The sequence below is a fragment of the Rhodobacter capsulatus SB 1003 genome (assembly GCF_000021865.1).
GTDB classification, from domain to species: domain Bacteria; phylum Pseudomonadota; class Alphaproteobacteria; order Rhodobacterales; family Rhodobacteraceae; genus Rhodobacter; species Rhodobacter capsulatus_B.
Map to the genome: position 1 here is coordinate 1784704 of NC_014034.1, position 12268 is coordinate 1796971.

At 68.7% G+C, this 12268-nt stretch carries 13 protein-coding genes; 8 read left to right on the plus strand and 5 right to left on the minus strand.

The features are described from left to right. The first annotated feature begins 174 nt into the window (after nucleotides 1-174). From RCAP_RS08165 to RCAP_RS08175, 3 genes are read left to right on the plus strand one after another with little or no spacing between them, the layout of a single operon-like run. The gene (locus RCAP_RS08165) at nucleotides 175-1155 is read left to right on the plus strand and encodes an ABC transporter substrate-binding protein (RefSeq protein WP_013067371.1); all 981 of its coding nucleotides are present in this window, start codon (nucleotides 175-177) and stop codon (nucleotides 1153-1155) included. Continuing rightward, nucleotides 1155-1982, plus strand: a complete 828-nt coding sequence (locus tag RCAP_RS08170) for an ABC transporter permease (RefSeq protein WP_238530232.1) — start codon at nucleotides 1155-1157, stop codon at nucleotides 1980-1982. Before RCAP_RS08165 ends, RCAP_RS08170 begins: the two co-directional genes overlap by 1 nt. Further along, nucleotides 1979-2572, plus strand: coding sequence for an ATP-binding cassette domain-containing protein (locus RCAP_RS08175; protein ID WP_013067373.1), 594 nt, complete (start codon nucleotides 1979-1981; stop codon nucleotides 2570-2572). The genes RCAP_RS08170 and RCAP_RS08175 overlap by 4 nt, the downstream gene beginning before the upstream one ends. 226 nt (nucleotides 2573-2798) lie before the next feature. Here the strand turns inward: RCAP_RS08175 and RCAP_RS08180 are convergent, their stop codons facing one another. From RCAP_RS08180 to RCAP_RS08200, 5 genes are read right to left on the minus strand one after another with little or no spacing between them, the layout of a single operon-like run. After that, on the minus strand, nucleotides 2799-3590 hold the full coding sequence (locus RCAP_RS08180) for an ABC transporter permease (protein ID WP_013067374.1): 792 nt from the start codon (nucleotides 3588-3590) through the stop codon (nucleotides 2799-2801). Then, nucleotides 3587-4333 (minus strand): ABC transporter ATP-binding protein, encoded by a 747-nt coding sequence (locus tag RCAP_RS08185; protein ID WP_013067375.1) that lies wholly within the window; start codon nucleotides 4331-4333, stop codon nucleotides 3587-3589. Before RCAP_RS08185 ends, RCAP_RS08180 begins: the two co-directional genes overlap by 4 nt. Next, nucleotides 4326-4751 (minus strand): hypothetical protein, encoded by a 426-nt coding sequence (locus RCAP_RS08190; protein ID WP_013067376.1) that lies wholly within the window; start codon nucleotides 4749-4751, stop codon nucleotides 4326-4328. Before RCAP_RS08190 ends, RCAP_RS08185 begins: the two co-directional genes overlap by 8 nt. A gap of 8 nt (nucleotides 4752-4759) precedes the next feature. Then, complete coding sequence (locus RCAP_RS08195) at nucleotides 4760-5722, minus strand: YVTN family beta-propeller repeat protein (protein WP_013067377.1); 963 nt, start codon at nucleotides 5720-5722, stop codon at nucleotides 4760-4762. After that, nucleotides 5719-6864, minus strand: a complete 1146-nt coding sequence (locus RCAP_RS08200) for an ABC transporter substrate-binding protein (protein ID WP_238530233.1) — start codon at nucleotides 6862-6864, stop codon at nucleotides 5719-5721. The genes RCAP_RS08195 and RCAP_RS08200 overlap by 4 nt, the downstream gene beginning before the upstream one ends. A gap of 141 nt (nucleotides 6865-7005) precedes the next feature. On the opposite strand from RCAP_RS08200, the gene RCAP_RS08205 reads away from it, so the two are divergent. From RCAP_RS08205 to RCAP_RS08225, 5 genes are all read left to right on the plus strand, one after another. After that, entirely contained in the window at nucleotides 7006-7548 is a 543-nt protein-coding gene (locus tag RCAP_RS08205; RefSeq protein ID WP_013067379.1) for a tetratricopeptide repeat protein, read from the plus strand. 113 nt (nucleotides 7549-7661) lie between these two features. Further along, nucleotides 7662-8048 (plus strand): c-type cytochrome, encoded by a 387-nt coding sequence (locus RCAP_RS08210; RefSeq protein WP_013067380.1) that lies wholly within the window; start codon nucleotides 7662-7664, stop codon nucleotides 8046-8048. 357 nt (nucleotides 8049-8405) lie between these two features. Then, a complete protein-coding gene (locus RCAP_RS08215; protein ID WP_013067381.1) occupies nucleotides 8406-10175 on the plus strand; it encodes a PQQ-dependent methanol/ethanol family dehydrogenase in 1770 nt (589 codons plus the stop codon). A gap of 156 nt (nucleotides 10176-10331) precedes the next feature. Continuing rightward, on the plus strand, nucleotides 10332-11051 hold the full coding sequence (locus tag RCAP_RS08220) for a response regulator (RefSeq protein WP_013067382.1): 720 nt from the start codon (nucleotides 10332-10334) through the stop codon (nucleotides 11049-11051). Between the two features lie 19 nt (nucleotides 11052-11070). Then, nucleotides 11071-12267, plus strand: coding sequence for an FIST N-terminal domain-containing protein (locus tag RCAP_RS08225; protein ID WP_238530234.1), 1197 nt, complete (start codon nucleotides 11071-11073; stop codon nucleotides 12265-12267). Nucleotide 12268 lies beyond the last annotated feature (1 nt).

The window sequence follows — 12268 nt, forward strand, 5'->3', positions numbered from 1 at the left end:
CCACGGTGGTAACGGCCCGGGCCCGTCCGCTGCCATTCGACATTGGTCGAACTCCGGGGCCGGGTCTGCCGCGATCCTGCCCCAGCCGCGGCCGGGGGCGTATTGGCCATTGGTCTAATAGGAAGGCCGGGGCGGAGGCGGTTAGCCTTTGCGCAAGGAACGAGGGAGGACAGGATGATCAGAATGACGCGCCGGGCCGCGCTGGCCTCGGGCCTTGCGGCGATGCTGGCCGGGGCCGTGCCCGCGCGGGCGCAGGATCTGCCGGTGCTGACCGTGGCGGCGCTGGAGGGCGGCACGGTGAACTGGGAACTGGACACGATCCGGCATTACGGTCTGGACCGGGCGAACGGCTTCAGCCTGAGCGTGCTGCCCGTCGCGGGCAATCCCGCGGCCGAGGTGGCGCTGCAGGGCGGCGCGGCCGAGGCGATCGTGACCGACTGGTTCTGGGTCGCGCGGATGCGTGCCGAGGGCAGGGATTTCACCTTCATCCCCTATTCGCGCGCGGTCGGCGGCCTTTTGGTCAAGCCGCAATCGGGGATCGTCGATCTGACGGATCTGAAAGGGAAAAAGATCGGCATCGCCGGGGGGCCCCTGGACAAGAGCTGGCTGATCCTGCGCGCCTATGCGCGCCAGAAATACGGCATGGATCTGGCGCAGGAGACCGAGCAGGTCTTCGGTGCGCCGCCCCTGATCATGGAGGCCGCGCTTTCGGGCGAGGTCGATGCGGCGATCAACTTCTGGCATTTCGGCGCCAAGATGCAGGCGCGGGGCATGGAGACGCTGGTCTCGACCTCTGAGGCGGCGACGGCGCTGGGGCTCGATCCGGAAACGCCGCTTCTGGGCTATGTGTTTTCGGAGAAACTCGCGCAGGAGAAGCCCGCCGCGGTGGCCGGTCTGCGCGCGGCTTCAAAGGCCGCCAAGGCGCTTCTGGCCAGCGATGACGCGGCCTTTGCCCGGCTGCGCGCGATCATGAACGCGAAATCCGACGCGCAATATCTGGCGCTGGTGGCGGGCTACCGGGCGGGCATCCCGACCGATGCGCCGGTGGATCAGGCCGCGGCCGACAAGATGCTGAAGCTGATGGCCGGGATCGGCGGCGCGGAGCTTTTGGGCCCGGTCCGGGATCTGCCCCCGGGCACATTCCTGACGCAGTGATGGTCCTCATGGCCCGCAAGCCGCAGCCCGAGGCCGGGGCGGGGATCCTCGCCGCCCCGCCTGGCGCGGGCGGGCGGGAATGGCGCGCGGTCGGGCGCACGGCGGTTTCGATCCTGGCGGCGCTGCTGCTTTGGGCGGCGATCGCGGCGGTGCTGGGCGATCCGTCCCATGCGCCCGGGCCGCAGCAGGTGCTGCCGCAGCTGGCCGAGGGGCTGGTCTCGGGGCGGATGCTGCCCGATCTGGGCGCGACGCTGGCGCGGGTGGGGGCGTCCTTCGCTCTGGCGATGCTGGCGGGGACGGTGCTGGGGATCGTGCTGGGCCTGTCGCGGCGGGTGAACGACTGGTTCGACCCCTGGCTGACGATCTGGAACAACATCCCGGCGCTGGTGCTGATCGTGCTGTGTTACCTCTGGATCGGGCTGAACGAAACCGCGGCGATCACCGCCGTCGCCTTGAACAAGGTGCCCTTGGTGGCGGTGATCCTGCGCGAGGGCGTGCGGGCGCGGGACCCGGCGCTGTCGGAAATGGCCCGTGTCTTCGGCATGGGCTTTGTCGCGCGGCACCGCCATATCCTGATCCCGCAGCTGATGCCGCATCTGATCGCCGCGGCGCGGGCGGGCGTTTCGCTGATCTGGAAGGTCGTGCTGGTGGTCGAATTTCTGGCCGCTCGAACGGGATCGGCCTTTCGTATCCATCTGAATTTCCAGATGTTCGACATTGCCGAGGTGCTCGCCTGGGCGGCGGCTTTCGTCTGCGTGATGCTCGCCGTCGAATGGCTGATCCTGGCGCCGCTTTCGGGGCGGGCGAACCGCTGGAGGCGGGAATGATCGCGCTGGATCTGACGGAAAAACGCTTCGGCGCGACGGTCATTCTGGGGGCGCTGCGCCTGCGGGTCGAGCCGGGCGAGGTGCTGGGCATCGCCGGGCCCTCCGGCTCTGGCAAATCGACGCTGCTGCGCATCCTGGCCGGGGTGGACACGCGGTTTCGCGGCACGTTGCAGGGACCAAGCCGCCGCGCGATGGTGTTTCAGGAGCCCAATCTGATGCCCTGGCGGCGGGTGATCGACAACATCATCCTGCCGACCGGGGTGGATGCGGCAACCGCCGAGGCCTGGCTGTCCCGCGTCGGTCTGGCGGGCTATGGCGCGCATTGGCCGGGGCAGCTCTCGCTGGGGCAGGCGCGTCGGGTCGGGCTGGCGCGGGCCTTTGCGGCGCGGCCCGAGCTGCTCATTCTGGACGAGCCCTTCGTGTCGCTGGATGCCGGGCGCGTCGCGGAGTTGCTGGATCTGACCGCCGCGCTGATCGCCGAGACGCGCCCGGCGGTGGTGCTGGCCTCGCATGCGGCGCTGGAGCTGGACCGGCTCGCCACGCGCCGCGCGCGGCTGACGGGCCGTCCGGCGCGGCTGAGCGAGGGGTGAGCGCGGTTTCGGGCGGATCAGGAAAGGCACCGCCTTTCCCCGCCCGTATCGCAACAGCCGCGGCATGACCGTTTCCGCAAGCGGGACAGAGGCCTGCGCTCCGCCCCGGCGGCGCGAATGCGCCCGCCATGGGCGGGGCGGGCGCAGGCCGAGGGCCTTTGGGGCCCTCGGCGGTCATGGGACAAATGGTCCGCGGGGCCTCGGCGATGGCCTCGGCCAGTTCGCGTCACTCCCCCCGCGGCGCCCGTGTCCGCGCCGGTTCATAGCCCCAAAGCGCCAGCGCGAAGAACACGGCCGTGGCCCCCGCCGTCACCGCCAGCGACAGCGCATTGCCTTGCAGATGAAGCGAAAACCGGATCAGCTCGACCGCATGGGTAAAGGGGTTGAGACGGCAGATCCAGGCGAGCCAAGGCGAAGCCTCCTGCATCTTCCAGATCGGATAGAGCGCCGAAGACAGGAAGAACATCGGGAAGATCACGAAATTCATCACCCCGGCAAAGTTCTCCAGCTGCCGCACCCGCGCCGACAGAAGCAGGCCCAGCGATCCCAGCATCAGCCCCGACAGCATCAGCGCGGGCAGCGCGGCCAGATAGCCCATGGGCGGCAGATGGATGCCGTAAAGCCAGCCGATGCCCAGAAAGACCGCCACCTGCACCAGCCCCACCAGCGCCCCCGCCAGCAGTTTCGCCCCCAGCAGGAACCAGCGCGGCCAGGGCGCCGTCAGCATCAGCCGCATCGTGCCGCTTTCGCGGTCATTGACCAGCGAGAGCGCGCTTTGCATCGCCGAAAACAGCAAGATCATCCCGCACAGCCCCGGCGCGATATAGGTTTCATAGGGGATATAGGTGCGATAGGGCGGAATGATCGACATCCCCAAAGCGGCGCGAAAGCCTGCGGCAAAGACGAAAAGCCACACCAGCGGACGCACCAGCGCCGCCAGAAAGCGTTCGCGCTGGCTCAGGAACCGGGCCAGTTCGCGGGCCATGATCGCGCCCGCGGCGCGCGCGGCGGCCCTCATGCCGCGGCCCCGGTCCGGGCCAGGAACCAGTCGGGCAGGGGGGTGGCGCCCCGAAGCGCCCCGACCGCGCCCGCGGCGGCGACGCGGCCGCGATGCAACAGCACCATGTCATCCGTGTCGCGCAGCTCGTCGACCAGATGTGTCGCCCAAAGCACAGAGATGCCGGTTGCGGCCAGGTCATGCACATGCGCGGTGATCGCGGCGCGGGCGGGCGCATCCAGCCCCACCGTCGGCTCGTCGAGCAGCAAAAGCCGCGGCCGGTGGATCAGCGCGCGGGCGATCTCCATCCGCCGCCGGTGCCCGCCGTTGAGCTTGCCGACCTTTTCCCCCGCCCGTTCCGCCATGCCAAGCCGGGTCAGGGCTTCCTCGATCCGGGCCTCGGTCTCCGCCCGGCCGAGCCCTTGCAGCGCCGCGAAATAGCGCAGGTTCGCCGCCACCGTCCGGTCCGGATCCTGCGTCGGCTGCTGAAAGACGACGCCGATCCCGGCCAGCGCCGCGCGCGGGGCGCGGCCCATGTCCACCCCGGCCACCGTCACCACCCCGGGGCGCGGCCGGATCAGCCCGGTCAGGACCGCCATCAAGGTCGATTTCCCCGCCCCGTTCGGGCCCAGAAGCGCGCAGAACCGCCCCGCGGGCAGGGTGAAGCCGACGCCGTCAAGCGCGGTCTTCGCGCCCCAGCGGTGCGACAGCCCGGCAACGGCAAGGGCAGGGGCAGGGGCAACGGTGGGGGCGGGGCTAGTCAATAGTGATCGCCAGCCGCTGATCGGAGCCCTTTGCGCCCGGGATTTCAAGCACATAAGATCCGGGCTTCACCGCGACGAAGCCGATTTCCATCGTGCCCGCCTGATCGAATTCGACCGAATGCAGCCCCATCGGCCGGATTTCCAGCCCCTCGATCACCACCTCGTCCACCCAGATCGCGCGAAAGAAATCACCGCCCGCAAGCCCGATCTCGCCCGAGCCGTCGGCGGTGATCTCGACCTCGTAATAGGTGCCCGATTTCAGCGCCCAGGGCCCGCCCAGGGGCTCGCCCACTGAAAGCATCACCTCGGGCAGGGTCTGTTTGTTCGGCCCGGCCAGAAGCCCGGCGGGGGCGTCGTCATCTTCGGCCAAGGCCGGGCTCGCCAGGGCAAGGGCCAGCAGCAGCGGGAAAAGGCGCATCGGAACTCCTAGTTCGGGGTGGGGCGGGCGGCGGCGCCCCAGGGGAAGCGGCCGACCTTGATCGTGGCAAGCGGCTCGAGCGTGGCGAGGTCGATCACCGTCACATCGCCCGAGACGCCGTTCGTGGTGAAAAGCCGGGTCTGATCGGGCGAGATCGCCATGTGCCAGACGCGGCGGCCGACCATGATGTAGCGCTCGACCTGAAGGGTCTTCGCATCGACGACGGCCAGATGATTGGCGGGGCCCAGCGCCACGAAAACCCGGGCGGCATCGGGCGAGAACCTCATCCCCACGGGTTGCAGCTTTTCTGCCCGCACGCCCGGAATGGCAAAGGAAATCTTGCCCTTCTCGGTCTGTGTCGCGGTGTCGAACACCGTCACCGTACCGCCGATTTCGGAACTGACCCAAAGTTCCGCGCCATCGGGCGAAAATTCCGCATGCCGCGGGCGGCTGTCGACCAGCGTGTTCGCGACGATCCGATGCGTCGCCGTGTCGATCCAATGCGCCATGTTGGTGGTTTCCGAGGTCGTCACCTGCAGCTTGCCATCGGGGGAAATCCCCATCCCCTCGGGCTCGACGCCGACATCGATCTGCGCCACCACCGACCGGCTTTGCGTATCGACGACGGTGGTGATCGCGTCATCCTCGTTCGCGATGTAGAGAAGCCGGTCATCGGGGGCGAGGACGAATTGCTCGGGATCCTCGCCCGAGGGCAGGTCATGCAGGATCGCCCCCGTCTCCGGGTCTATCACCTGCACCGCGTCGCTGTCCGAGGCGCAGATGTAAAGCCGCTTGAAATCGCGCGAAAAGGTGATGCCGCGCGGCCGTTCGCCGGTGGGATAGGTGGCCTTGACCGCCAGCGTCGCGACGTCGATCACGCTGACCGTGTCGTCGGATTCGTTCGTCACCCAGATTTCATCGGCCATCGCGGGCGTGGCGAGCAGGGTCGTCAGCAAAAGGGCGCGGATCATGGTCTGGCTCCGAAGGCGGTGCAAAGGGTTTCGGGGCGGTCGGTGCCCAATGTGTCAAGCTCGTTCGTCTGGTGCAGGAAGCCTTCGAGCGGGGCCATCGCCACCACGGCGCGTTCGGTCACAAGCGGCATCGGCTGGCGCATCTGCCCGTCCCAGGGGCGGAAGCTGACCGGCTGGCCGAGGAATGCCGCGATCCGCGCCTTGTCCGAAAGCAGGAAGCTGCGCAGGGCCGCGGGATCGGCCGTGCCCGTGCGGGTGCGCGCGTCGGAAATCGCGGCGATGGCGGCCCAGGCGGCGAAATCGGCGTCCTGCATCGGGCGGCTGGCGGCGCTGCGAAACCGCAGCTGCAGCTGCGCCGCGCCGTAATCTTCGACCACCTCGGTCCAGCCTTTCGCGGTCAGCCCTTCGGAGCCCGCGACCGGGCGCGGCAACCAGGTGTTGAAGGGGATGTAACGGGCGAAATCGCCGCGTTCATCGGCCACGAGCAGCAGGTCATGTTCGGGCAGGTCCTGGGTGAAAAGCGGCACCTCGGCCGCGCCGGACCGGCGCATGTCGGCGCTCAGCGGCCAGTCCTTTTCCCCCGCAAGCGAGAGGCCGAATTTCGTCAGGCTGGCTTTCAGCGCCGCGGCAAAGGCGCGGTCCTCGGGCTGCGGGCCGGTGATCAGCGCAAGGCTTTCCCAGCGTTTCGCCCGCAATTGCTGCGCCAGCGCATCGGTGCGCATCGCGGTCGAGGGCAGCGTGTGCAGCACGTTCGCCCGGCAGTCTTCGGCGCGCAGCCGCGGCTCGGGCGCGGCGGTGTTGAAGATCAGCGCCCCTTGTGCCTCGGGTAGATCGGCCAGCGCCAGCAGATCGGCGGCCGGGGCGCGCACGATCAGCACCCGGGCGCCCGCGGCCAGAAGGCGTTGCGCGGCGGCGAGAAAGTCTGCCTCGGGGGGCACGACGGTTTCGTGCAACGCCCAGTCGATCTTGAGGAATTTCCCCGTCGTCGCGATATCGGCGAGGCTGAGCCGCGCCCCCGCAAGGCCCAGATCGGCCGGATCGCCCGCAAGGTTCGACAGCACCACCGGCGGCGTCACCTGATGCTGAAGCCAGTCAAGACGCACCGTCTCGGCCGCGGCCGGACCGCCGACCATGAGCGCCATCGCTGTCAAAAAAGCCTTGTGCATCCTGGTCTCTCCCCCCGGGCAGGCTCGCCCGCGCCGCCGCGCCGATGCAATACGACCAAGGTCTAGGGCAGGGGGCGCGGGGGCGTGTTAGCCTGATGTCCGGTTCGGAGGTGTCGCATGCGCAAATCTGCCCTTTCGCTGGCGCTTCTGTCTGTCCTTGGCCTGCCCGCGGCGGCGCAGGAGGGGACGCAGGGCGATCTGAACCCGCCCGAGATGAGCCTCGAGCGGGTGCTGCGCGATGTCGAACGGGGGGAGACCTCGATGACCCACTGCGCGAGCGGTTATTTCCTGACGAAATCGGGCGATCATGCGGGCGCGCGTGCGGTCTTCGGGCTTTGCGCCGAGCGCGGCTGGACCGGGGCGATGACCTGGATGAGCCAGCTCGACGACAACGGGCTGGGCGGTCCCGAGGATCCGGCGGCGGCGGCCGAATGGAACCGGCGGGCCGCCGCGGCGGGCGATCCGGTCGGGCTGTTCAACCGCGGTCTGGATCTTTTGCGCGGGCGCGGCACCGCCCGCGACCCCGAGGCGGGGCGGCAGTTCGTCGACCGGGCCGCCGCGGCGGGTCTGGGCGATGCGCAGCGGCTGCAGCGCGCGGGCTATGATTGGCGCGAAGTCACCCCCGATGCCGACGAGGCGCGGTACATGCCGCAGGGTTGAGGGGCCGGTTTCGGCCTTCCCTGCGACCAAAGTCCAATGGCGCGTTTGATGCGGATCAACCGAGGGTGCGGCAAGCGGAATAGACTGGCGCCGAATGATCAGGAGAGTTGGCCATGAGAAAACGTTTCATCCTTGCCGCCGTGCTGGCCGCGGCCCTTGCCTCTGGCGCGCAGGCGGACCCGACCCAGCGCATCAAGATCGATGCCGGGCGGCAATTCTTTGACGCCAACTGCCACCGCTGCCATTCGGTCGATGCCGACAGGAAAAGTTACGGCCCGCTGCTCGAGGGCGTCGTCGGGCGCCGCGCCGGGTCGTTCCCGGGCTATCCCTATTCGAAGGCGCTGGCGGCGTCGGGCTTCGTCTGGACCAAGGGCGCGATCCGCGCCTGGATCGAGGCGAATGACCAGCTCGTGCCCGGCACGAAGATGCGCCATGTCGGCATCACCGATCCGACGGTGCAGGATTTCATCGTCGAATATCTGGCCAGCCTGCAGCCCTGAGACGGCTTTGGTTCGGCCCCGTTTCGGGCGGATCCGGAAAGGCACCGCCTTTCCCCGCCCGTGCCGCAGCGGCGGTGACAAGGCCGTTTCCACAGGCGCGACAGAGGGCAGCGCCCGGCCCGGCGGGCGAGAAGCGCCCGCCATGGGCGGGGCGGGCGCTGCCCGAGGGCCTTTGGGCCCTCGGGGGTCCCGGGGCGCAAATGTCCCGCAGGCCTCGGCGATGGCCTCGGCCCACCGGCCGCCACGGGCCGCCTAAGACCAATGGACAATACCCGCCGCCGCCGCCCCCGCCGATACTTCGCAAAGTCGTGATCAGACCGGTGCGGGGCGTGATCGGACAACAGGGAGGAGAAGAAAATGAACCGTTTCGTTCTGGCCGCGGTGGTGGCCCTGACATGTTTCGGCACCGCGCAGGCGGGCGGCGTGACCGAGGAGGATCTGCGCAACGACCAGCAGACCGCGGGCGACGTGGTGACGAACGGGATGGGGCGCGATCTGCAGCGGTTCAGCCCGCTTGCCACGCTCAACCGCGACAACGTCAAGAACCTGATGCCCGCCTGGGCCTTCAGCCTGGGCGGCGAGAAGCAGCGCGGCCAGGAAAGCCAGCCGATCGTCTATGACGGCGTCATGTACATCACCGGCTCCTATTCGCGGCTTTACGCGATCGACATCCACACCGGCAAGGAGATTTGGCAATATGACGCCCGCCTGCCCGAGGGCATCCTGCCCTGCTGCGACGTGATCAACCGCGGCGCGGCGATCTATGGCGACAATGTCTATTTCGGCACCCTTGATGCCCGCATCGTCGCGCTCGACCGCAAGACCGGCGATGTGAAATGGAACAAGAAGATCGCCGATTACAAGGAAGGCTATTCCTACACCGCCGCGCCGCTGATCGTGAACGGGCTCGTCATCACCGGCAATTCGGGCGGCGAATTCGGCATCGTCGGCGAGGTGCAGGCGCGCAATGCGGAGACGGGCGAGCTGGTCTGGACCCGGCCGATGATCGAGGGCCACATGGGCACGCTGAACGGCAAGCCCTCGACGATGACGGGCACGCTGAACGCGACCTGGCCGGGCGATCTGTGGAAGACCGGCGGCGGCGCCACCTGGCTTGGCGGCAGCTATGATGCCGAGACCGACACGCTGGTCTTCGGCGCGGGCAACCCGGCGCCCTGGAACAGCCATCTGCGCAACGCGGGCACGCCCACCGAGGGTAACAAGGGCGACAACCTTTACGCCGCCTCGCGCGTGGGGATCGACCCGGCGACGGGCGAGATCAAGTGGCACTTCCAGACCACCCCGCGCGAGGGCTGGGATTTCGACGGCGTGAACGAGGTGGTGGGCTTTGTCGACAAGGACGGCAACAAGCGCTTTGCCACCGCCGACCGCAACGGTTTCTTTTATGTGCTCAACCGCGCGGACGGCAAATTCGTCAACGCCTGGCCCTTCGTGAAGAACATCACCTGGGCCAAGGGCATCGATGAAACCGGCCGTCCGATCTACAACGAGGAGAACCGCCCCGGTGCCCCCGATGCCGCGGCCGAAGCGGCCAAGGGCCAGCAGATCTTTGCCGTGCCCTCGTTCCTGGGCGGCAAGAACTGGATGCCGATGGCCTACAGCCAGACCACGGGGCTCTTCTATGTCCCCTCGAACGAATGGGGGATGGATATCTGGAACGAGCCGATCAATTACAAGAAGGGCGCGGCTTACCTGGGCGCGGGCTTCACGATCAAGCCGCTCTTCGAGGATTACATCGGCTCGCTCAAGGCGATCGATCCGAATACGGGCGCGGTGAAATGGGAATACAAGAACGACGCGCCGCTGTGGGGGGGCGTGATGACCACCGCGGGCAAGCTGGTCTTCACCGGCAACCCCGAGGGCGAGTTCATGGCGCTGGACGCGGAAACCGGCGAAAAGCTGTGGTCGTTCCAGACCGGCTCGGGCATCGTCGGCCAGCCGATCACCTGGGAACAGGACGGCGAGCAATATGTCTCGATCATCTCGGGCTGGGGCGGCGCGGTGCCGCTTTGGGGCGGCGAAGTGGCCAAGCGCGTCAACTATCTGAACCAGGGCGGCACGGTCTGGACCTTCCGGCTGCCCAAGCAGCTTGCCTCGGTCAACTGAGGGGGGGCTGATCGAAAGGGGGCGTCCGGGGTATCCCGGGCGCCCTTTGCCATGCCGGGCCAATGCGACCATTGGACAATACGGGGGCGGCGCTATGATTGTTAGGGTGCAAAGACACTTATCGCCCAAAGGGCGGAGAGAGACAGGACAGGCCCGATGACCCCGGAACCCGCCGCCGCCGCCAGCCCGCGCACCGATTTCCGCTCGGCGCTGATCGTCGATGACCACCCGCTGTTTTGCGACGCGCTGGCGATGACGCTGCAGGCGGTGGCCGGGATCGAGGAGATCGCCAGCGCCGACAGTCTGGAAACCGCGCTGATCCGCGTCGAAAGCGCCGAGGGGGCACCGGCCGACGTGCTGGTGCTGGATCTGAACCTGCCCGATGTGAACGGGCTGGACGGGCTGATGCGGCTGCGTCAGGCGGCGCCAGAGATGCCGATCGTGGTGGTCTCCTCGATCGATGATCCGCGGGTGATCCGCGCCGCGATCTCGGCGGGGGCGGCGGGCTTCGTGCCGAAACATTCGCGCCGGGAATTGTTTCGCGCCGCCTTTGCCGCCATCGCGCGCGGCGAAATCTTCGTGCCGGAATCGACGGGCGACAGCCTCGCCACCGGCGACGGCATGAGCCCGCAGGACGAGGCCATCCGCCGCCTCAGCCTGCTGACCCGGCAACAGGCGAACATCCTGGAACAGATCTGCGCGGGCAAGATGAACAAGCAGATCGCCTATGACCTGTCGATTGCCGAAACCACGGTCAAGGCGCATGTGACGGCGATCATGCGCAAGCTGGGCGTCTATTCCCGCACCCAGGCCGTGCTTCTGGCGCGCGAGGCGCAGATCAATGCGCCCTTGCCGGAAGGCTGGCGCAAGCCGTAGGATGCCCGCGGAAGTTGAAATGCCAAAGCGGCAGGAGGAGGCTGCGATGGATCACCCCGACAGCGGTCTTTGGCGGGGGCCGGCCGCCGCCGTGCCCGCGCGCGCGGCGGTCCCGGTTGGTCTGCCCGATCCGCTGCCGCGTCTGGCGCGGGCGCTCGGCCCCGGGCCTTTCGCGCAGGTCTTCCTCTTTGCCAGCCCCGAGGCCGATCTCGCGGCGCTGGCCGCCGCGGCCCCCGCGGTTTTCGGCCCGGCCCGGGTCTGCGGCTGTTCCACCTCGGGCGAGATCACCGGGCGCGGCTATGACAGCGGCCAGATCGTCGCCTTTGCCCTGCCCGCGGCCGGGTTCGAGGTCGAGCAGCTGCTGATCGAGCCGCTGGATGCGCTGGACCCGCGGGCGCTGATTTCCGATCTGTTGCGGGCGCGGCAGGCCTTGGGGCGGCGCGCGCCGGACTGGCCCCACGAGGCGGCGGTGCTGCTGATCGACGGGCTTTCGGGACAGGAGGATGCGCTGGTCGCGGCGCTGTCGGGCGGGCTGGGGGCGGTGCCGGTCGTCGGCGGCTCGGCCGGGGACGGGGCGCGGTTCCGCACGGCGCCGGTCTTTGCCCGCGGCCAGCTGCGCGAGAATGCGGCGGTGCTGACGCTGATCCGTTCGGCCTGGGAATTGCGGCCCTTCTGTTTCGCCCATCAGCGCCCGACCGCGCGGCGGATGGTGGTGACGCGGGCCGATCCCTCGCGCAGGCTGGTGGCGCGGATCAACGACGAACCGGCGGCGCGGGAATATGCCCGCGCGCTGGGGCGGCTGCCCGAGCAGCTGACGCCCTTCCTTTTCGCCGCGCATCCGCTTCTGGTGCGGGCGGGCGGGCGGCATCATGTGCGCTCGATCCAGCAGGTGGAGCCCGACGGCGGGCTGACCTTCTTTGCCGCGATCGACGAGGGGCTGGTGCTGACCCTGGCCGAGCCGGTCGACATGGTGGCGCATCTGCGCGCGGAAATGGCCGGTCTGTGCGCGGGCGGGCGTCCTTCGGTGATCCTGGCCTTCGACTGTTTCTTTCGCCGTCTGGAGGCCGAGGGGCGTCAGCTGGGCCGCGAGATCTCCGAGTTGCTGATGCAGCACGGGGTCTGGGGGCTGTCGACCTATGGCGAGCAGGTGGGGGCGATGCATGTGAACCAGACCCTGACCGGGCTGGCCTTTTATCCGCCCGAGGTCCGCAGATGAG